Here is a 20,209-nt window from a genome sequence, read left to right on the forward strand (position 1 = left end):
GGCGGGTCCGGGCCCTACCCGGCCGGCTACGAGACGACCCTGCGGTTGACCAACCACACGGTCTACCGGCCCGACACCCTGCCCGCGGGCGTCAAGCTGCCCATCGTGGCCTGGGGCAACGGCGCGTGCCGCGCGGACGGGACGTGGTTCGAGAACATCCTCACCGAGTGGGCGTCGCACGGCTTCCTGGTCATCGCCAACGGCCGGCCGGGCGGCAGCGGGTCCACCGACTCCGACATGCTCCTCGACTCCATCGACTGGGCGATCGCGGAGAACTCGCGGCGCACGAGCGAGTACTACGGCAGGATCGACACCACCAAGATCGCCGTGATGGGCCAGTCGTGCGGCGGCATCGAGACCTACGAGGTCGCGTCCGACCCGCGGCTGACCACCACCGTGCTGTGGAACAGCGGCCTGCTCGGCGACTCGCAGAACCACCTGTTGCAGCGGCTGCGCGTGCCGATCGCGTACTTCATCGGCGGGCCCACCGACATCGCCTACGAGAACGCGATGGACGACTGGCGTCGCCTGCCCGCCGGGCTGCCCGCGTTCATGGGCAACCTGGACGTCGGGCACTTCGGCACGTTCGACCAGCCCAACGGCGGCGAGTTCGGCCGGGTCGGCGCGCACTGGCTGAAGTGGCAGCTCAAGGGCGACCAAGCCGGCAGGGCCCAGTTCGTCGGCGCGAACTGCGGCCTGTGCGCGACCGAGTGGGACGTGCAGCGCAAGAACCTGGGCTGACCCATCCGGACGCCTGTGCCGCCCGCCCCCGCTGTGGCGGACGGCACAGGCGTCTGTGGTGCGAACGGACCACAGTGCGCCTGCCCGACCACGGCTACGGTGCCGCCCATGCAGTCGTTCACGCACGTCAACCGCACATTGGTCGCTTCCGTGGGCGCGCTCGCGCTCCTGCTGTCGGCGTGCGGCGGCTCGACCTCCGGCACCGCGGTGACCGCGGCCACCACCGAGGCGTCGACCGAGACCACCTCCAGCGCCGCGGCGAAGAGCTCGACCACGACCACCACCGCCAAGGACGCGCCCGTCGGTGACGTCACCGCGCCCGGCGCGGAGCTGAAGGTCGGCGAGCGCGCCGTGGTGCCGTTCAAGTACGGCACGGACAAGAACGGCACGATCGCGCTCACCGTCACCGCGATCGAGAAGGGCGACAACGCCGACCTGGCGGCGTTCGGCGAGAAGGCCAAGGGCATCACGCCGTACTACATCCGCGTCACCGTCGAGAACGTCGGCGGCACCGACCTGGCCTACAGCTCGGTGAGCCTGCGCGCGGTCGGCGCGGACGGCAAGGGCACGGGCGTCATCATCACCGGCGAGACCAAGCAGTGCGCGTCGGAGTCGGCGAAGAAGGACTTCACCACGGCGGGCGCGAAGTACGAGACCTGTGTGCTCCAGGGTGCGCGCGAGGGCTCGGCGGTGGCCGGCGCGGAGTACAACAAGGGCGACGGCTACGACAAGTCGCCGATCACCTGGATGTCGTGACCGCCGGTCGTCGACCGCGGCCCCACGTGCCGGTCATCGTGGCACGGCGGCTTGGCCGAGCGCGCGTTGCCGAAGCTGACGTGCCTGTTTGGGCATGTTCCAGCCGAGCACGCCCACGGGCTCGCCCGCACGCCGGTAGACCGCGACGAACCGGCGGGCGGTGACGTCACCGTCCTCGACGGACACCTCCGCGTCGGCGGGCAGGACGCCGAAGACCTGGAGCTTGGCGTCGAACTGGTCGGTCCAGAAGTACGGCACGGGCAGGTAGGCGCGGTCCGCGCCCAGGACGTTGTCCGCCACGACGCCCGCCTGTTCGGTGGCGTTGGTGCGGTTCTCCAGCCGCAGCGACGCCCCCAGGCGCTCGTGGTGCCACCGCGCCACGTCACCGACCGCGTAGACGCCGGCCGCGGCACGGCACCCCGCGTCGCACACCACACCGTTGTCGATCACCAGTCCGCTGTCGAGCAGCCATTCGGTGTTCGGGACGGCCCCCAGCGCGACCACGACCACGTCGGCCGGGAGCACGTCGCCGTCCGCCAACCGGACACCCGTGACGCGGCCGTCCCGCCCGACCAGGCCGACCACGGCGGCGTTGAGGCGCAGCCGGACGCCGTGCTCGGCGTGGAGGTCGGCGAGCAGGCCGGCGGCGAGCGGACCGAGTTGGGCGGCCAGCGGCGCGGGCTGCGGCCCGGCGAGCGTGACGTCCACGCCCAGGCCGCGGGCCGTGGCGGCGACCTCCGCGCCGAGCACGCCGTCACCCACCACGACGAGCCGGCCGGCGTTGCGCAGGTCGGATCGCAGCGCCACCGCGTCGGCCAGCGTGCGCAGCACGTGCACACCGCCGAGCCCTGCCTGGTCGGGCAGCACCCTCGGCCGCACGCCGGTGGCCACGACCACGGCGTCGGCCCGCAGCACCGCCCCCGAGGCCGTTCGGACGCCGCGCGTGGTCAGGTCCAGGGACACCGCCGGGTCGCCGAGCGCGAACGTGGCGCCCAACGCGTCGAGCGCGTCCCGGTCGCGCAGGCGCGCCCGTTCGGGCTCCCACGCTCCGGAGAGGACCTGCTTGGACAGCGGCGGCCGGTCGTAGGGCGGCTCCGCCTCGTCGCCCAGCAGGGTCAGCCCGCCGGTGAAACCCTTGCGGCGCAACGCCTCGGCGGTGGCCAGGCCGGCCGCCGAGGCTCCGACGACGAGCACGTCGGACACCGTGCTCACGCCCGCGTCCCCAGCGCGATCGCCGCCGCCGGGCACACCTCGGCGGCCTCGCGGACCGCGGCGTGCAGGTGCTCGGCGGGTTCGGGGTCGAGCAGCACCACGACGCCGTCCTCGTCGCGCTGGTCGAACACCTCGGGCGCGGCCAGCACGCACGAGCCCGCCCCGCAGCACTTGTCTTCGTCCACCCGGACCTGCATCTCGCACTCCTCTCGGTTGTCCCGGTCACCAGCGGACGGGCAGTGCCCGCAGCCCGCCGACGACCAGGCCGTCGACGCGCTCCAGCTCGGCCGCGGGCACGGCCAGCTCCAGCGTGGGCAGGCGGCGCAGGAGCACGTCCAGCACGGCCTGCAACTCGGTTCGGGCCAGGGACTGCCCGAGGCACGAGTGCGCGCCCGCGCCGAACGCCAGGTGCGTGTTCGGGGTGCGGGCCAGGTCCAGCTCGTCGGCGCGGGCGAAGGCGTCCTCGTCGCGGTTGGCCGCGGCCAGGTTGCACACCACCGTCGTGCCGCGCGGGATCACCGTGCCGCCGACCTCGGCGTCCTCGGTGATGTAGCGGGGAATGCCGAAGCCGGGGTTGGCGTCGGCCCGCAACGCCTCCTCGACCGCCGTGCGCACCAGGGACGGGTCGGCGAGCAGCGCTTCCCACCGCGCCCGGTCGGCCAGCAGCATCCCGACCATCTTGCCGATCATGTTGGCCGTGGTCTCGTGCCCGGCGACCAGCAGCCCCTGCGCGGTGGCCAGCAACGCCTCGTCCGGCATCACGCCACCCGCGCCCGCCGCGGCGGCGATCAGCTCGCTGATCAGGTCGTCGCCCGGGTCCTGCCTGGTGGCGGCGATGTGGGCGCCCATGTAGTCGGCGAACTCGGCCTGCGCGGCGTCGATCTCGGCCTGCGTGTAGCGGGTGAGGCTGAGCAGCGTGTTGGACCAGTAGGCGAACTTGTCCCGGTCGCTCTCCGGCACGCCGAGCATGTCGCAGATGACCCACACCGGCAGCGGGAACCCGAGCGCCGCCTTGAGGTCGGCGGGCGCGCCGCTCGCCACCATGCCGTCGACGAGCCGTTCGGCCATCGCCTCGATGCCCGGCCGCAGCGCCGTCATGCGCTTGGCGGTGAACCACTTGCCGACCATCCGCCGCCACTGCTGGTGGTGCTCCTCGCGCAGGGCCCGGCCCAGGCCGCTGTTGAACACGCCGCCGGACTCGTTCGCCGCGATCCGGGCCGCGTCGGGTGCGTTGAGGTCGCGGGTGAACCTCGGGTCGGACAGCACGTGCTTGACGTCGTCGTAGCGGGTCAGCAGCGTCGCCGCGTCACCGCTGGGCAGGCGCACGTGGGCGACCGGGCAGCCCTGCCGCAGCCGCGCCCACTCCGCGGGCGGTTCCAGCGCGGCCGGGCTCGGGATCGGGTAGTCCAGCACGTGGTCGGTGTCTCCGAGCGCCACCGGCAACCGCCTCCTCAGATTTTGAGTCAATCGACTGACTTAAGAGTGCCGGCGATCGGGGTGCGACGCAACGTGATGGCTCAAGCGCGTAGGGAAGGGCCGTTACCGGCGGTGTTCGGTGTACGGGGCGGTCCACAGGCCGGTGATGGCGTCGATCAGGCCGGTCGCCGCCTCGTCCCAGGTGGGCCTCGGCGTGGCGGTGCCCTCGGCCAGCGCCCGCTCGCGCTCCGCGCAGACGTGCACGATGAGGTGGCGGACCATGGCGGCGCGGTCCTCGCGCACGTCGGCGGGCATGTCGGGCAGCAGCGCGATGAGGTTGTCCACCACGAGCCGCAACGAGGTTCCGGCCAGCGCCTCCTCGGCCATGATCACGCGGAACGCCGGGTCGGTCATGACCTGCGCGCTGAACCGGGCGAACCAGGTCGGGTCGCCCAGCGACGCGAGGTAGGTGGTCACCGGCCGCACCAGGCACGCCACCCAGTCCCGCACCTCCCGCGACCCGGCGACGGCGGCCACCGCGTCCTGCCGCAGCGACTCGATGCGGGAGGTGTGCCGGAGCATGATCGCCCGGACGAGGTCGGCCTTGGTGCCGAAGTGGTAGCCGACCGCGGTGTTGTTGCCCTGCCCGGCGGCCGCGCTGATCTGCCGGTTCGACACCGCGTACAGGCCCTGCTCGGCGAACAGCCGTTCCGCCGTGGTCAGGATCTGGTGCCGCGTCGCTCCGACCTGCTCCGCCCGGGGTGTTCTGCCGACGTCCGCCACCACGGTCGACACCGTACCGTCACCCGGCCCGATCAGCGCTGGTCGGACGTTGGAACAGGGTGTAGAGGTACACCAGCGCCGGGATGAGCACGACCGCGCCGACGGTGAGCGCGACGAGCAGGGCCGTCAGGGTCGGGCGGCCCTGCGCGGCCTGCTCGATGGTCAGGCCGGGCAGCAGCACGTACGGGTACTGGCCGACCGCCCACCCCACCAGGATCGCCACCACCGCCACCGCGGACACGACCCGTGCGAGCGCGTACCGGCGCAGCGCCAGCAGCACGATCGCCGCCACCCCGGCCGCCACCGAGAGCAGCACCACCGGCAGGCCCCGACCGGTGAGGCCGGTGTAGAGCAGCGGCGCGTCGGCCCGCAACACCAGGATGCCCGCGAGGCCGACCGCGCCCGTCACCTCACCGGGAACCGTGCACCCGGCGGCCCAGTCACCCGGAACATGACACCAGGCATCGGGCCGTCCCGCGACTCGGCCGCTGATCACCCGTTCGAGCGTCAGGTCCACCCCGACCTCGCTGCCGGGCCGATTAGGCTCCGGTGGCGTGCCGGCTGGGAGGAGGACGCCATGGCCCCGGTTTCCGTGGTGACGGGCGCGGGTTCGGGCGTCGGCCGCGTGGTCGCCCGCGCGCTGCTCGACGCCGGGCACCGGGTGGCGCTGGCGGGCCGCCGCGCGGACCCGTTGGCCGAGACCGCCGCCGGCGTGGAGCCCGACCGCGTGCTCGTCGTGCCGACCGACATCACGGTGGAGGCGTCGGTCGACGCGTTGTTCGACGCCGTGCGGGAGCGGTGGGGACGGGTCGACGTGCTGTTCAACAACGCCGGCACGAACGTCGCGGCCACGCCGTTGGAGGAGTTCACCCTCGACCAGTGGTCGACGGTGATCGACACGAACCTGACCGGCGCGTTCCTGTGCGCCCGCGCCGCGTACCGGGTGATGCGCGACCAGGACCCGCAGGGCGGTCGGATCATCAACAACGGCTCGGTGTCGGCCCACACCCCGCGCCCGGACGCCGTCGCGTACAACGCGAGCAAGCACGCCATCACCGGCCTGACGAAGTCGATCTCGCTGGAGGGCCGTCGCCACCGCATCGCGTGCGGCCAGATCGACATCGGCAACGCCGCCACCCCGATGACCGAACGCATGACCGCGGGCGTCCGGCAGGCCGACGGCACGATCGCCGCCGAGCCGACCATGGACGTCGCGCACGTCGCCGACGCGGTCCGCTACATGGCGGCCCTGCCCCTGGAGGCCAACGTCCAGTTCATGACCGTCATGGCCACCACGATGCCCTTCATCGGCCGCGGCTGACACCGCCACCGGTCACGCGACCGGACGCGACCAGCCGCACCGATCACCCGGCAGGACGCCAGTCGGTTCCACCAGCGGCCACGGCCCAGCCTCGGCGATCAGCCCGACAACCCGGCGGCCAACCCCACGAACGGGCGCGGCACCACCGGCGCACGCCGCCCTCAGCGCAGCCACGCCCCCACCGCGCCGGGGTCAGCGGTCAGCCGACAACACGGCCGCCAGGTCCGCGATCGTCCCCGGTCCGACCTGGCAGCAGCCACCCACCAGCCGCGCGCCGCCCGCCACCCAGCCGGCCACCCGCGCGGGCTCGAAGGCCGGTGCGCCGGTCCAGGCGCGGGCGGTCGCGTCCCAGGTCTCGCCGCTGTTCGGGTACACCACGACGGGCTTGCCGGTGATCCGCCGGGCGGTCGCCACGGCCTCGTCCACGTCCGCCGGGTCGCAGCAGTTGACGCCGACCGCCACCACCTCGGCCACGTCGCGCACCACCTCGAACGCCTCGGTCAACGGCTGGCCGGCGCACGTCCGCGTGCCCCGCGCGCTGTAGGACAGCCACAGCGGCACGCCCGAACCGGCGACCACCCGCAGCACGGCCTCGGCCTCCTCGACGTCCGGGATCGTCTCGACCGCGAGCACGTCGGCCCCCGCGTCGGCCAGCACCTCGATCCGGGGCCGGTGGAACGACTCCAGCGCACCCATCGACAGCCCGTACCGCCCGCGGTACTCCGAACCGTCGGCGAGCATCGCGCCGTACGGGCCCACCGACGCCGCCACCCACCGCGGCCCGTCCACTTCGGACGCCGCACGGCGGGCGAGCGCCACGCTGTCGCGCAGCAGGCCGGCCGTCTCCGCCTCGCCCAGCCCGCGCCGGCCGAAGCCCTCGAACGTCGCCTGGTAGCTGGACGTGATCGCGACCTCTGCGCCGGCCCGGTAGTAGGCCAGGTGAGCGGCCCGGATCGCGTCCGGGTCGGTCAGCAGCAGGCGGGCCGACCACAGCGAGTCGGACAGGTCGTGCCCGACCGCGGTGAGCGCGGTCGACAGGCCGCCGTCCAGCACCACCACGCGACGGGCCAGCGCGTCGGACAGTCGTTCCCGGGGCACGTCACGACCCTACAGACCGGCTGAGGTCAGGCGGACCGCGCGGCGGCGACGAACGCGCGCATGAGCCCGTGGTCCTTGACCCCGCGGCTCGCCTCGATGCCGCTGGACACGTCCACGCCCCACGGGCGGGCGCGCGCGACGGCCTCGGCCACGTTGTCCACGCCCAGGCCGCCCGCGAGCAACCACCGGCCCTCGGGCCTGGCCCCGTCGAGCGCGGCCAGGTCCCAGCGGTGCCCCGAACCCGCCTGCGGCGAGTCGAGCAGCAGCATTTGCTCGCCGTAAGCACCGACCCGCACGTCGGTGTCCGCTGTCAGGGACACCGCCCGGACCAGCGGCACCCCGGCCGCGGCCACCTCGTCGAACGCGACCTTCGGGTAGTCGCCGTGCAGCTGGACCGCGCCGATGCCGGACTCCTCGGCGAGCCGCCGCACGTCCGCCGCCGCCACACCGCTGAACACGCCGATCGACAGCACGTGCGGCGGCACCTCGCGCACCAGTCGCCGCGCGGTGTCGAGGTCGACCTGGCGGACGCTCGCGCTGAGCACGAAGCCGACCGCGTCGGCCCCCGCGTCCACGGCGGTCGCGACGTCGGCCGGGGTGCGCAGCCCGCACAACTTCACGTACATGCCGAAGACCCTAGCGGTGGGCTTCCCGTGCCCCGATCGCGCCGTGATAGTGGGTGTGGCGCTGCGTCCACCGCGGCGGGGAGGTGGCGCGCGTGCGGCAGACCGGTCGGGAGCTGGTCGGGCGGGAGCCCGAGGTCGCGGTGGCGGCCGACGTGCTGGACCGGGCCCGGACGGGCACCACGTGCCTGGTCTTGTCCGGCGAGGCGGGCATCGGCAAGACCGCGTTGTGGGAGCACGTGCTGCGGGACGCCGAACGGCGCGGCTACGCCGTGCTGTCGTGCCGACCCGCCCAGCCGGAGGCGCGGCTGTCCTACGGCGGCCTGATCGACCTGGCCGAACGCGTGGACGACGAGCTGATCGCGCGATTACCCGGGCCGCAGCGCACGGCGTTGGAGGTCGCGTTGCTGCGCCGTGACGCGGAGGGCGGGCCGGGCGACCCGCGGGCGGTGCACGTGGCCGTGCTCAACGTGGTGCGGGCGATGGCCGCGGCGGCTCCGGTGGTGCTGGCGGTGGACGACGTGCAGTGGCTGGACGAGCCCACCGCCACCGTCCTGGAGTACGTGGTGCGCCGGTTGGCCGACGAGCACGTCGCGGTGGTGGTGTCGGTCCGTTCGACTGACGGGGACGTGCCGCTGGGGTTGGCCGGGCGGGACGACCTGGTGCACCTGCGGCCGGCCGGGTTGAGCATCGGCGCGCTGCACCGGCTGGTCCGCGCGCACCTCGGCACGCCGTTGCCCCGGCCGACGCTGATCCGCCTCCAGCGGGCCAGCGGCGGCAACCCGTTCTACGCGTTGGAGATCGCCCTCGCGCTGCCCGAGCCGGGCGCGTTCGGCCTGCCCCTGCCCACGACGCGCGCCGTCGAGGAGCTGCTGTCCGACCGGCTCGCCGCGCTGCCCGACCACTGCCGGGACGCGCTGCTGTGCGCGGCGGCGTTGTCGCACCCGACCGTGGACCTGGTGCGCCGGGCGTCGGAGGACCCGGGGCGCGCCGAGGACGCGCTGGTCGACGCCGAGGACCACGGCGTGATCGAGGTCGTGTCGGGCGCGATCCGGTTCACCCACCCGCTGCTGAGCTCCACCCTGTTCTCCGCCGCGTCCGCGAGCAGGCGTCGGCGCGTCCACCGCAGGCTGGCCGAGGTCGTGGACGACCCGGAGACCCGCGCGCTGCACCTGGCGTTGAGCACCGACGGGCCGGACCCGGCGGTGGCCGAGGCGTTGGGTGAGGCGGCGCGCAGCGCCCAAGCGCGCAACGCGCCCAGCACCGCGGCCCGGCTGTGGGAGCTGGCCGGGGCGCACGCGGCGGACCCACGACACCGGGCCGTCCTGCTGGCCTCGGCGGTGGTGTGCCGGTACTTCGCCGGTGACGCGGCGGGCGCGCGCGAGCTGGTGGGGACGTTCGACGTGCGGGACGTGCCCGCAGGGCCGGAGCGCGCGGCGGTGCTGCTGGACCTGGCGATCGTGGTGTTCTTCGAGGACGGCCCGGTCGAGGCGACGGCGTTGACCGACCAGGCGCTGGCGCACGTGGGCGACGACCCGGTGCTGCGGGCCACCGCGTTCCTGCGGCGGTCGTTGTTCTGCCAGGACGACACCCGGCTGCGGTGCCGCAACACCGAGCAGGCGCTGGAGGCGATCGCGGGGCACGAGGACGCCGTGCCCGCCGACCTGGTGGCGTGCATCCTGATCTCCAGCGCGTACTACCGGCTGCTGGCCGGGGTCGGGCTGTTCACCGACGACGTCGAGCGGGGCGCGGCGCTGGTGTCGCCGACGAGCCAGGCGCGTGAGGCGCGGATGGCCCGCAGCACCCTGCGCGTGCTGACGAAGTACCTGGACCCGGAGCGGGGACGTGCGCTGATCGAGGCCGCGCACCAGGAGGAGACCGCGCGCGAGGACGAGGCCGTGGCCATGCACGAGCTGGTCCACCTGGCCGAGCTGGACGTGTGGCTGGGTGACTGGGCGCGGGCCGGGCTGCGGGCGGACGAGGCCGTGGAGGCGGCGGAGCAGACCGGGCAGCGGCCGTGGTTCGCCTACGCGCTCTACGCCCGTGCGCTGGTCGACGCGCATCGCGGCCGGTGGGAGCGGGCGCTCGACGCGGCGGGCCGGGGGTTGGAGGTGGCCTCGGGGCTGGGCGACCCGTGGGTCGTCGTGCACCAGCGGGCCGTGCTCGGGTTCGTCGCGCTGTCACGGCACGAGCCCGGCGCGGCACGTGACCACCTGGCGGCGGCGGTGGCGTTGTGCGCGGAGGTGGGCATGGCCGACTTCCCGATCAGCACGCTGTACGGCGACCTGGTCGAGGCCGTGGTGGAGCTGGGAGAGCACGCCGAGGCGACCCGGCTGCTGGCGGAGCTGGAGCAGCGGCGCGACCGCGCGCCCCGACCGTGGATCACGGTGGTCGCGGCCAGGTCGCGAGCGCTCGTGCGGATGGCGTGGGGTGATCCGGAGGGTGCGGACGAGGCGTTGGCGGCGGCCGCCGAGGCGTTGGGTCGGCTGCCGATGCCGTTCGAGCGGGCGCGCACCGACCTGGTGCGCGGGAGGGTGCTGCGGCGGCGTCGGATGAAGCTCGCGGCGCGGGAGGCGTTGCTGGCGGCACGGCGGGCGTTCGACCGGCTCGGTGCGCCGTCGTGGGTGCGGGAGGTGGACGGGGAGGTGGGCCGGCTCGGGTTGCGCCGGGGTGACGAGCACGAGCTGACCGCCACCGAGCTGCGGATCGCGCGGTTGGTGGCGGCCGGGATGAGCAACCGGGAGGTGGCGGGGGCGGCGTACGTGACGGAGAAGACGGTCGAGGCGCACCTGACCCGCATCTTCCGCAAGACCGGGGTGCGCACGCGTCGTGAGCTGGCCCGGTTGGCGTTCCTGCGCGAGTAGCAACTGTGGGGTCGGTCCCCGATTCGCCGGTGGCGGTGCGGGGGTGAGGGTGGTGCGCATGACCGTTACCGGAGTGGAGCCGACCAGGCTGTTCCTGGCGGAGTGCTACCTGCACGCGGCGAACCCGCGCGAGGTGGCCGCCGCGATGGCCGCCGTGCGTGCCGCCGCCGACGGGTGCGCCCGTCCCGTGACCATGCGGTGCTGCCTGGCCGTGCCGGGTGACGACAGCTACTTCGGCGTGTTCGCCGCCGACGACGTCGAAGCCCTGGAACACGTCTTCGACCGGGCCGGGGTGTCGTTCGAACGGATCGTCGAGGCCACCGCCGTGCCGGTGGAACGGCCCACCGAGCTCGAACCCGCGTGACGGATCGCGCCAACCCCGCCACTGCCGTCGATGACCCGGCGAAGAGCATCCCACGCGCTCTCGCCGACCGGGGCCGGTGTCACACCTGGGGGCTGACACCGGCCCCGCACCCTGCCCACGCCTGGCGAGCACCGACGCGACCGTTCGGCGGTCGGACCAGCGTGATGGTGGCCACCGGGGGTCGGCGGGATGGTGGGTGGGTGGTGATACTGGCGTGGTGACCGTGAGAGAGCCCCGCCTGGAGATCGAGTACTGCACGCAGTGCCGGTGGTTGCTGCGCGCCGGGTGGACGGCGCAGGAGCTGTTGACCACGTTCACCACCGAGCTCGGCGAGGTCGCGCTCGTGCCCGGCACGGGTGGCGTGTTCGACGTCCGGCTCGACGGCGAGACGCTCTGGTCCCGCAAGGAACAGGACGGCTTCCCCGACCTCGCGGTGCTCAAGCAGCTCGTGCGGGACCGGGTCGCTCCAGACCGGGATCTCGGACACACCGACCGCGGCCGGAAGTCCTCGCCCCGGTAGGCGGGAGTCGGTCGGGGACGCGGTCTCCGACACGGCGGCCACGAGCGCGGTGATCAGGCGCGCAGCGACCACAAGCTCGGCGACCACGAGACCAGCGCTCACGCGCGCAGCCGTCCCGGGCCTCGATCACCAGCGCCGCGACCACCGACACCACGACCACGAGCACAGCGACCACAAGCGCAGCGACCACAAGCGCAGCGGTCACGCACGCAGCGGTCACGAGCCTCGATCACCAGCGCCGCGACCACAAGCACGGCGACCACTTACCGCGACCGCAAACACCACGACCGCAAGCGCGGCGACCACGAGCGCAGCGACCGCAAGCACCACGACCGCAAGCGCGGCGACCACGAGCGCAGCGGCCGTGAGCGCAGCGACCGCAAGCACCACGACCGCAAGCGCGGCGACCACGAGCGCAGCGGCCGTGAGCGCAGCGACCGCAAGCTCCGCGATCAGGGGCGCGGTAAGTGGGCGGTGATTTCGGCCAGCGCGTCCAACACCCAGGGGTCGAGGTGGCCGGTGACCTGTTCGGCTTCGGCGATCGTGATCGTCGTGCCGTTGGTGTCGGTGCCGTAGTTGTGGCCCGTGAACCTGATGTCCGCCAAGCCCAACAACGACGCGCCCAGCGGGTGGATGTCACCGCTGCCGTGACGGTCCTCGATCCGCTTGAACGCCCGCAGGTCACGGGTGCCGCGGAAGCCCACCCACGCCACCGACACCACGGCGTTGTTGCCCGCCCCGTCCCCCACCGCGATCACCATGCGGTCCAACGACGTGCACGGGGTGCGCAGGAAGAATTCCCTCACCTCGCCGTGCGACGCGGACAGGCACTCCGCCTGCCGCCGCAGCTTGTCGTCCAACCTCCGCAGCCCCAACCGCTGCCACGCGCCGTCACGGTCGCCCCGCTTCGCCGCCTTCCGCCCGTCCAGCTCGCGCGCCGCCAGGCTCGACGACCCCGCCGAACCGCCCGCGCTCGACCCGAGCACCCCACCGCCACCGGCCGCGCCCGTGGCGCCGACCAAGCCCAGCACCAGCGCCCCGGCCGCCACCACGGTCCCAGCACCGGTCTTCTTGCCGCGAGACGACCTGAGCCGCCCCTGAGGATCCCGGTAGATGATGTCCGCCATGACTCGCTCCCCCTGATCGGTTCGTGCCCCCGATCGGCAAGTTAGCGGCGGGCACCGACAATTCCGGCCCCTTCGCCAAGTGGGCCACCCGATCGAGCGACGACGGGGCCCCGCGCGGCAACGCGGGGCCCCGTCCTCAGTGGAGCAGCGGTCAGCTGGTCGGGAAGTTGTCCGCCGTGCTGATCCGGCTCTTCAACAGCGCACCCGACTCGGTCAGCACACCGCTGCTCGAGTAGTCGCCGCCGTTGCACGTGCCCGGGCGCAGCGCCGCACTGCTCTCGTTCGCGTCCGAGTACGTCCAGTTCGCGTAACCGATCTTGAGCTGGTCCAGCAGGTCCAACCAGGCGATGGTGCTCGTCCGGTCGAACGTGCCGCCACCCGTGGCCAGGACCGTCCCGAACTCGGTCACGAACAGCGGCAGCCGCGAGGCCGCACGGCTGACCGTGGCGCGGTAGTTGTCCTTGTGGGACGCGGCGTAGAAGTGGAACGCGTACATGATGTTGGTGGCGTTGACCGGGTTGTTGATGACCTCGGTCTCGTTGGAGCCCTCGGAGACGCCCAGCGACGACCACGCCCGCGTGCCGACGATGACCACGGCGTCCGGGTCGGCCGCGCGGATCACCGGGATGACCTGCTCGGCGTAGCTCTTGATCGCCGCCCAGCTCACGCCGTTCGGCTCGTTCGCGATCTCGTAGATCACGTTCTTCTTGGCCGCGTTGCGCTGCGCCACGGAGGCGAAGAACGTCTTGGCGCGGTCGATGTTGTAGTTCGGGTCACCCGGCGTGAGGATGTGGAAGTCGATCATCGCGTACATCCCGCGCGCCTCGGCCATGTCGACCAGGCTGTTGACGCGGCTGGTGAACCCGGACGGGTTGGTCTCGTAGCCCTGCTCCTGCACGTACATCGCGATGCGCAGCAGGTCGGACTTCCAGTCGTTGGCCAGCGCGTTCAACGAGTTGTTGTTGTAGCACTTGTCGAACCACTGGATGCCGTGCGTGCTCATGCCGCGCAGCTGGATCGGGCGGTTGTACTGGTTGCACAGGTTCACGCCGCAGACCCGCAACTGGCCGTTGATCTCGACCGGCGTGCGGCCGACCGGCGGGGTGGTGGTCGTCGTCGTGGTGGTGGTCGTGCTCGTGGTGCTCGCCGACGTCGTGGAACCCGTGCAGGCCACGCCGTTGAGCGTGAACGAGGTCGGCGTGGGGTTGCTGCCCGAGTACGAGCCGACGAACCCGAGGTCGGTGGAACCGCCGGTGCCCAGCGTCCGGTTCCAGTCGACGTTGGTGGCGTTGGCGGTCGAACCCGACTGGGTCCAGGTGGCGTTCCAGCCCTGGGTCACCCGCTGCGAGGTGTTCGGGAACGCGATGGCGAGCGTCCAGCCGGACACGGTGTCACCGAGGTTGGTGACCTTGACACTGGCCTGGAACCCGCCGGACCACTGGCTGGTGACGGTGTAGTCAACCTTGCAACCTTGGGCGGCGGCCACGGCGTTCGGCAACATCGTCGCCGCGGAACCGAGGGCCACCGCGCAAGCCGCAAGCACTGCGGTGGAGCGCTTCACTGAGCCCCTCCTCATCGTTCGACTATGTCTGGGAGCGCTCCCAGACCCGTCGGGGAACGTACACCGGGAAGTGCGGCCAAGTACAGAGACCGTCTCGCGGAGTGACATCCGCCGGTGACGTTGCGTGGCGAACCGGCCGGGACCAGGAGGTGCGCGACGACCAGGCGCAGTCGGTCGGACGCGTCACCGAGCACGAGGGGAACGGCCCGCCCGCGCGCATTCACGGCAATCGCGGGCCGATGCGGCGACCACGCCGTGAGCAGCGATGGCCAGCACGCCGGCGCACGCCGTCAGCGGCCAGTCGGCGGACAGGGCCGAGGTGACGCCCAGCGCGACCGCGGCGACCGCCATGCCCACCGCGGCGGCGGTCGCCGTCCACGCCACCGCCGACGGCAGCCGGTGCGGGGTGGGCAGCAGGCGGGTCAACGGGCCGGTCACCACGAGTGCGGTCACGGCGAGCAGGCCGGCCGCGGTCGCCACGACGGTCAGGTGGGCGGCGAGCGCGCCCAGCCGCCACTCCGGGTCGCCGGCCCGCACCAGGAACAGGCACAGCGCCAGGACCGGCACGGTCACCGCGGCCGCGCGGGCGGTGCGGCGGGTCTGGGCGATGGTCAGCTCCCGCTGGAACGACGGCGCGATCTCGTCCGCCGGGCCGAAGTCGCGCACCGCGCGGTGGGCGGCTTGGGCGTAGGGCACGCCGAAGCAGGTCTGCGCCTCCACCGCGTCCACGAGCCCGTCGCGCACCTCGCGCATCATGGCGGCCTTCGCCCGCACGGGGCCGTGCAGGGACGCGGTCAGCGTCGCCAGGTAGTCCTCGACCGGGTCGACGTGCGGCCCGGCGCTCACGTGGCGCGCCTCGCCGTCGCGGTCAGGTCCAGCACCGCACCGATGGTGGCGGTGAACTCCTGCCAGGTCGAACGCGCGTCGGCCAGGCCGCGCCGCCCGGCTTCGGTGAGCTCGTAGCACCGGCGCGGCCGGTCGGACACGGGCTGCCAGCGGCTGCGCAGCAAGCCCGAGCGCTCCAGCCGGTTCAACGCCGGGTAGACGGTGCCGGTGCGCAGTTCGAGCGCCCCGCCGCTGCGCTGCTGCACCGCCGTGATGATCGCGTAGCCGTGCAGCGGTCCGGGTTCGAGCACCGCCAGCAGCATCGCGTCCAGGTGCCCGCGCACCGCGTCCGCCTTCATGGGTTGGCAGCCTACACAGCTACGTAGGTGTGGTACCTATTGGCAGCCGACATACGTTGGCTGTCTACGCAACAAGGAGCCCTGGTGACCAAGCTGCTGCTCTCGGTGCACGTCATCGCCGCGATCCTCGCCGTCGGGCCGATCGCGGTGGCGGCCTCGCTGTTCCCCCGCTTCGCGCGGGAGTCCGCGACCGGGGTCGCCGTGTTCCTGCACCGGACGTGCCGCACGTACGCCGTGCTCGGCGTGGCCGTCCCGGTCTTCGGCGTGGCCACGGGCGCGAGCCTGGGCGTCCTCGGTGACGCGTGGCTGCTCGTGTCGGTCGTGCTGACGGCGGCGGCCGCGGGCGTGCTGGCGCTGTCGATCCTGCCCGCGCAGCGCCGCGTGCTCGACGGCGCGACCGGCGCGGCCAAGCGGCTGGCCATGACTACCGGCGTGTTCAACCTGCTGTGGGCGGTCGTGGTCGTGCTGATGATCGTGCGCCCCGGCTCCACTACGGGGGCGTGACGCGGCTGCGCCCGGTGCGAGGACGACACGGTGTCCCCGCACCGGGCAGGTGCCCTACTTGATCAGCCGGCGGCGCAGGTCGGCGTCAGGCCCGAGGCCGAACCCGTGCCCTGGAAGCCGAACTCGGTCGACGTCCCGGCCGCGAGGCGGCCGTTGTAGCTGACGTTGCGCCACTGGACCGCGCCGCTGTTGCCGGAGCGGTCGGCGTTCCACGCGTTGGTGACCGACGCGCCGGACGGCAGGTTCGTCGTGACCGTCCACCCGTTGATCGCCGACGACCCGGCGGTGACCTTCACCGTGGCGACGAAGCCGCCGTTCCAGGAGTTCAGCGACACCGAGGCGGTGCAGCCACCCGGACCGGGGATCGTGGTCGTCGTGGTGGGGCCGGTCGGCTCCGTCGTGGACGTCGTGGTCGACGTGGGCACGGTGGAACCGCCCGAGTTGAGGGCGTTCAGCGTGGAGGTGTAGGCGGCCTTCTTGTTGCCCGAGCCGTCGAACAGCAGCGGGGTGCCCGAGGAGCGCCACGAGTCCGTGTCGCGGATGCCCCACACGGTGATGCCGGTGCAGCGCGTGACGGCCAGGCACGCCTTGACGACGCGCTCGTAGTTCTGGGCCTGGGCGGTGCCGGAGCCTTCGATGTCCAGTTCGGTGATCTGCACGTCGACGCCGAGGTTGGCGAAGTTCTGCAGGGTCGTCTGGTAGTTGGAGGGCACGGGGCTCTGGCTGTTGAAGTGGGACTGCAGGCCGACGCAGTCGATGGGCACGCCGCGCTGCTTGAAGTCCTGGACCATCCGGTAGACGGCCTGGGTCTTGGCGTGGGTCCAGTCGTCGGTGTTGTAGTCGTTGTAGCAGAGCTTCGCACCCGGGTCGGCCGCACGCGCCGCCCGGAAGGCCGCCTCGATCCAGTCGTCACCGGTCCGCTGGAGGTTCGAGTCGCGACGCGCACCGGTGGAACCGTCGGCGAACGCCTCGTTCACCACGTCCCACGCGTAGATCTTGCCGCGGTAGTAGGTGGCGACCTGCGTGACGTGGTTGAGCATGGCGTTGCGCAGCGCGGTGCCGGACATGTTCTGCATCCAGCCGGGCTGCTGCGAGTGCCACGCCAACGTGTGCCCGCGGACCCGCATGCCCTGGCCGCGGGCGTGGTTCACGATCCGGTCGGCGTTGGCGTAGCTGAACTGCCCCTGCTGCGGCTCGGTCGCGTCGATCTTCATCTCGTTCTCGGCCGTGACCATGTTGAACTCACGGTTGAGGATGCCGACGTACGTGGAGTCGCTGAGCTTGTTCGCGGCGACGGCCGTACCGAAGTAGCGACCCGACTCGGCCGCCGAGGCGCCGAGGGTGGTGCCGGCGCTGGCCGACGTCGCCAGGAGCACCGCGGCACCCGTGGTGGCGGTCACCAACGTCGACACGAGTGCCGCTCGCAACACTGACCTCGATGTCAGCTTCATGTTTGCACCTTCTGGGAGCACCTGCGGGTTCGGCAGGTGGTGGTTGGTTGCTCGGGCGACCCGGAACCGCCGGGGCGGGGTGGTCCGGATCCGCTCACTTGGCCGAGGAGGGCCCGGTGCCACGGGATTCCTCCCCGCCAACGACAGTGGGTTGAGTCGATCCTCCAGAGCGTGCTCAGCGCAGGCGGACACCGTCGGGGGCGGCACCCGACCGCGTCCGGCCTGAAACTTTTAGAAGTATTAACCGAAACAGATAGGTCTGGCAAGCACCGAACCAGCGCGCACGCGCGGACCTGCGACGATCACCGCACGAGTGGCGAACCGGACCGGTCGAGCGCGATCAACCGGCCCCGATTCGGCCGTGTATATCAAAAAGCCTGTTGAGGCACCATAGCAAGGCCGCCGGAACTCCACTGCGGACGACGGGAGACCTGTCGTGGATTAGGGTCGGCCGTCTTCGAAAGTCTTCGAAACAATGTTCGCAACTTTCTCGACGTGAATGCTCCGATCACCGGACGCGCATTAGCCCGATCGCCCGTATTTCGCTACCGTCCCGTTCACCCGAGGGGCCAGCCCGTGTACGCCTCGGCGAGGTGCGTGGCGGCGGCCGTGCTGGACGTGACCAGCTCCAGCTCGCCCAACTGCCGCTTGAGGTCGAACGGGGAGCCGGCCGGATCGGTGTGCAGCATCGACGTCATCCACCACGAGAAGTGCTGCGCCCGCCACACCCGGCGGGACGCGGTGGGGCCGTAGGCGTCCAGCGGCTCGGTCGCGCCCGTGGCGAAGTGCTCCTCCAGCGCACGGGCCAGCACGACCACGTCCGCCACCGCGAGGTTGAGGCCCTTCGCGCCCGTCGGCGGCACGACGTGCGCGGCGTCGCCCGCCAGGAACAGCCGACCGTGCCGCATCGGCTCGCACACGTAGCTGCGCATCGGGATCACGCCCCGGTCGAAGATGCGGCCCTCGGCCAGGCTGAAGCCGTCGCCCGCGACCCGCGCGTTCAGCTCGGCCCAGATCCGGTCGTCGCTCCAGTCCTCGGCGCGTTCGTCGGGATCGCACTGGAAGTACATCCGCTGCACCTGCGGGGTCCGCGTGCTGATCAGCGCGAAACCGCGCGCGGAGTGCGCGTAGACCAGCTCCTTCGACGACGGCGGTGCCTCGGCCAGGATGCCGAACCACCCGAACGGGTAGGCGCGGAAGTAGTCGGTGCGCGCGTCGTCCGGGATGGCGCGCCTGCTGACGCCCGACGAGCCGTCGCAGCCGGCGATGACGTCGCAGCGCAGCTCCACCGGCGTGCCGTCGGTGTCGGTGAACGAGATGACCGGTTCGTCGGACGTGATGGCGTGCAGCGTCACGTCACGCGCTTCGAACCGGATGTCCGCGCCGCCCGCCAGCCGTGCCGCGATGAGGTCCTTGAGCACCTCGTGCTGCGGGTAGAGCCAGACCGCGCGGCCGGTGAGCCCGGTGAAGTCGATCCGGTGCCCCTGCCCGCCGAACCGCAGCTCGATCCCCTCGTGCCGCGCGCCCTCGGCCAACGCCCGCGCGCCGACGCCAAGGGAGGTCAGCAGCTCCACCGTGCCCTGCTCCAGGACACCGGCGCGGATGGTCTGCTCGATCGCCGCACGGCCGCGCGTCTCGACCACCACGGAGTCGATGCCGCGTTCGGCCAGCAAGTGGGACAGCACCAGTCCGGCGGGGCCGGCGCCGACGATTCCGACTCGAGTTCGCATGGGACAACCCAAGGACGGCGCGCGACCGTGCGCCAGGATCGCCTTCCACTGGGTGAAAGTGGCGGCGATTTCGAGACGGGGGCGCGGTTACGTTCGAGACCCGGCGTTCGAAGGAGACGGCATGGCGGTCAACCGCGACGCGCCCCGGCGGTCGATGGCCGGGCGGGCGCTGGCGCTGCTCGGGGTGTTCGACTCCGCCCACCCCCGGCTCAAGCTGACCGAGCTGGCGCGGCGCGCGGACCTGCCGCTGGCCACCGTGCACCGGTTGACCGGGGAGCTGGTGTCGTGGGGTGCGCTGGAACGTGACGCGGAGGGGTACTACAGCATCGGGTTGCGGCTGTGGGAGGCCGCGACGCTGTCCCCAGTGGCCGGTCGGCTGCGCGAGATCGCGTTGCCGTTCATGCAGGACCTGTACGAGGCGACCCGTGAGAACATCCACCTGGCCGTGCACGACGGGTACGACGCGCTGTACGTGGAGAAGCTGTCCGGGCACCGGTCGGTGCCCGTGATCTCCCGGATCGGCGCACGGCTGCCGCTGCACTCGACGGGTGTCGGCAAGGCGCTGCTGGCCCGTGCCGACGCGGGGTTCGTGCGGCGGTACCTGGAACGCCCCCTGCCCCGGTTCACCCGTTACACGATCACCGAACGGGCGCGGCTGGTGCGCGAGCTGCGTGCCACTGTGGAGCGCGGGTACGCGGTGACGAACGAGGAGATGACGCTCGGCTCGTGCTCGGTCGCCGTCGCGATCCCGGCCGACGGGCACGAACCGGCCGGTGCGCTGGGCATCGTCGTCCGTTCGGTGCGGACGGACCTGCACCGCCTCGTCCCCGATCTGCGTGCGGCCGCCGACGCGATCGCCCGGCGGCTGGAGGACGCGGCGCACCGGGCGGTCGACGTGACCTGAGCGTTAAATTCGGGGGTCCTGAACGTAGGACACGCGCGTTCTGAGTGTAG

At 72.6% G+C, this 20,209-nt stretch carries 21 protein-coding genes; 8 read left to right on the forward strand and 13 right to left on the reverse strand.

All coding sequences use genetic code 11. The features are described 5' to 3' along the window. The first annotated feature begins 45 nt into the window (after nt 1–45). Complete coding sequence (locus LZG04_RS28080) at nt 46–741, forward strand: alpha/beta hydrolase (RefSeq protein ID WP_233822373.1); 696 nt, start codon at nt 46–48, stop codon at nt 739–741. 108 nt (nt 742–849) lie between these two features. Next, a complete protein-coding gene (locus tag LZG04_RS28085; protein WP_233822381.1) occupies nt 850–1,497 on the forward strand; it encodes a hypothetical protein in 648 nt (215 codons plus the stop codon). A gap of 33 nt (nt 1,498–1,530) precedes the next feature. Here LZG04_RS28085 and LZG04_RS28090 read toward each other — a convergent pair whose 3' ends face one another. The 5 genes from LZG04_RS28090 to LZG04_RS28110 all read right to left on the reverse strand — a co-directional run bounded on the left by LZG04_RS28090 (nt 1,531) and on the right by LZG04_RS28110 (nt 5,317). Next, complete coding sequence (locus LZG04_RS28090; RefSeq protein WP_233822383.1) at nt 1,531–2,709, reverse strand: FAD-dependent oxidoreductase; 1,179 nt, start codon at nt 2,707–2,709, stop codon at nt 1,531–1,533. After that, nucleotides 2,706–2,906, reverse strand: a complete 201-nt coding sequence (locus LZG04_RS28095; RefSeq protein WP_233822386.1) for a ferredoxin — start codon at nt 2,904–2,906, stop codon at nt 2,706–2,708. Before LZG04_RS28095 ends, LZG04_RS28090 begins: the two co-directional genes overlap by 4 nt. A 25-nt stretch (nt 2,907–2,931) precedes the next feature. Further along, complete coding sequence (locus LZG04_RS28100) at nt 2,932–4,146, reverse strand: cytochrome P450 (RefSeq protein ID WP_233822388.1); 1,215 nt, start codon at nt 4,144–4,146, stop codon at nt 2,932–2,934. A gap of 102 nt (nt 4,147–4,248) precedes the next feature. Continuing rightward, nucleotides 4,249–4,920 (reverse strand): TetR/AcrR family transcriptional regulator, encoded by a 672-nt coding sequence (locus LZG04_RS28105; protein ID WP_233822390.1) that lies wholly within the window; start codon nt 4,918–4,920, stop codon nt 4,249–4,251. A 7-nt stretch (nt 4,921–4,927) separates the two neighbouring features. Continuing rightward, on the reverse strand, nt 4,928–5,317 hold the full coding sequence (locus tag LZG04_RS28110; RefSeq protein ID WP_233822392.1) for a cytochrome d ubiquinol oxidase subunit II: 390 nt from the start codon (nt 5,315–5,317) through the stop codon (nt 4,928–4,930). A 168-nt stretch (nt 5,318–5,485) separates the two neighbouring features. Between LZG04_RS28110 and LZG04_RS28115 the strand changes: the two genes are divergently transcribed. Continuing rightward, entirely contained in the window at nt 5,486–6,229 is a 744-nt protein-coding gene (locus LZG04_RS28115; RefSeq protein ID WP_233822394.1) for an SDR family oxidoreductase, read from the forward strand. A gap of 192 nt (nt 6,230–6,421) precedes the next feature. Here LZG04_RS28115 and mmuM read toward each other — a convergent pair whose 3' ends face one another. After that, nucleotides 6,422–7,327: a homocysteine S-methyltransferase gene (gene mmuM, locus LZG04_RS28120; RefSeq protein ID WP_233822396.1), complete on the reverse strand. Its 906-nt coding sequence runs from the start codon at nt 7,325–7,327 to the stop codon at nt 6,422–6,424. Nucleotides 7,328–7,353: 26 nt separating this feature from the next. Next, nucleotides 7,354–7,953 carry a phosphoribosylanthranilate isomerase gene (locus LZG04_RS28125; RefSeq protein WP_233822398.1) on the reverse strand — a complete coding sequence of 200 codons (600 nt, stop codon included), beginning with the start codon at nt 7,951–7,953 and terminating at the stop codon, nt 7,354–7,356. A gap of 92 nt (nt 7,954–8,045) precedes the next feature. Here LZG04_RS28125 and LZG04_RS28130 point away from each other — a divergent pair, with 92 nt between their 5' ends. The 3 genes from LZG04_RS28130 to LZG04_RS28140 all read left to right on the forward strand — a co-directional run bounded on the left by LZG04_RS28130 (nt 8,046) and on the right by LZG04_RS28140 (nt 11,698). After that, complete coding sequence (locus LZG04_RS28130; protein ID WP_233822400.1) at nt 8,046–10,814, forward strand: AAA family ATPase; 2,769 nt, start codon at nt 8,046–8,048, stop codon at nt 10,812–10,814. 58 nt (nt 10,815–10,872) lie between these two features. Next, complete coding sequence (locus LZG04_RS28135; RefSeq protein ID WP_233822402.1) at nt 10,873–11,178, forward strand: hypothetical protein; 306 nt, start codon at nt 10,873–10,875, stop codon at nt 11,176–11,178. 217 nt (nt 11,179–11,395) lie between these two features. Further along, nucleotides 11,396–11,698 (forward strand): SelT/SelW/SelH family protein, encoded by a 303-nt coding sequence (locus LZG04_RS28140; RefSeq protein ID WP_233822404.1) that lies wholly within the window; start codon nt 11,396–11,398, stop codon nt 11,696–11,698. A 452-nt stretch (nt 11,699–12,150) separates the two neighbouring features. On the opposite strand, the gene LZG04_RS28145 is transcribed toward LZG04_RS28140, so the two are convergent. From LZG04_RS28145 to LZG04_RS28160, 4 genes are all read right to left on the reverse strand, one after another. Beyond that, complete coding sequence (locus tag LZG04_RS28145) at nt 12,151–12,825, reverse strand: hypothetical protein (RefSeq protein WP_233822406.1); 675 nt, start codon at nt 12,823–12,825, stop codon at nt 12,151–12,153. A 151-nt stretch (nt 12,826–12,976) separates the two neighbouring features. After that, the gene (locus tag LZG04_RS28150) at nt 12,977–14,386 is read right to left on the reverse strand and encodes a cellulase family glycosylhydrolase (protein ID WP_233822408.1); all 1,410 of its coding nucleotides are present in this window, start codon (nt 14,384–14,386) and stop codon (nt 12,977–12,979) included. A gap of 183 nt (nt 14,387–14,569) precedes the next feature. Next, the gene (locus LZG04_RS28155) at nt 14,570–15,232 is read right to left on the reverse strand and encodes a permease prefix domain 1-containing protein (RefSeq protein ID WP_233822410.1); all 663 of its coding nucleotides are present in this window, start codon (nt 15,230–15,232) and stop codon (nt 14,570–14,572) included. Continuing rightward, the gene (locus tag LZG04_RS28160; RefSeq protein ID WP_233822412.1) at nt 15,229–15,570 is read right to left on the reverse strand and encodes a PadR family transcriptional regulator; all 342 of its coding nucleotides are present in this window, start codon (nt 15,568–15,570) and stop codon (nt 15,229–15,231) included. The genes LZG04_RS28155 and LZG04_RS28160 overlap by 4 nt, the downstream gene beginning before the upstream one ends. An 84-nt stretch (nt 15,571–15,654) precedes the next feature. Here LZG04_RS28160 and LZG04_RS28165 point away from each other — a divergent pair, with 84 nt between their 5' ends. Beyond that, a complete protein-coding gene (locus LZG04_RS28165; protein WP_233822414.1) occupies nt 15,655–16,074 on the forward strand; it encodes a hypothetical protein in 420 nt (139 codons plus the stop codon). A 62-nt stretch (nt 16,075–16,136) separates the two neighbouring features. Here the strand turns inward: LZG04_RS28165 and LZG04_RS28170 are convergent, their stop codons facing one another. Beyond that, complete coding sequence (locus LZG04_RS28170; RefSeq protein ID WP_233822416.1) at nt 16,137–17,525, reverse strand: endo-1,4-beta-xylanase; 1,389 nt, start codon at nt 17,523–17,525, stop codon at nt 16,137–16,139. A gap of 557 nt (nt 17,526–18,082) precedes the next feature. Next, entirely contained in the window at nt 18,083–19,255 is a 1,173-nt protein-coding gene (locus LZG04_RS28175) for a 4-hydroxybenzoate 3-monooxygenase (protein ID WP_233822418.1), read from the reverse strand. A gap of 121 nt (nt 19,256–19,376) precedes the next feature. Between LZG04_RS28175 and LZG04_RS28180 the strand changes: the two genes are divergently transcribed. Next, entirely contained in the window at nt 19,377–20,159 is a 783-nt protein-coding gene (locus tag LZG04_RS28180; RefSeq protein ID WP_233822420.1) for an IclR family transcriptional regulator, read from the forward strand. Nucleotides 20,160–20,209 lie beyond the last annotated feature (50 nt).

This window comes from Saccharothrix sp. S26 (genome assembly GCF_021390395.1).
Lineage (GTDB): Bacteria > Actinomycetota > Actinomycetes > Mycobacteriales > Pseudonocardiaceae > Actinosynnema.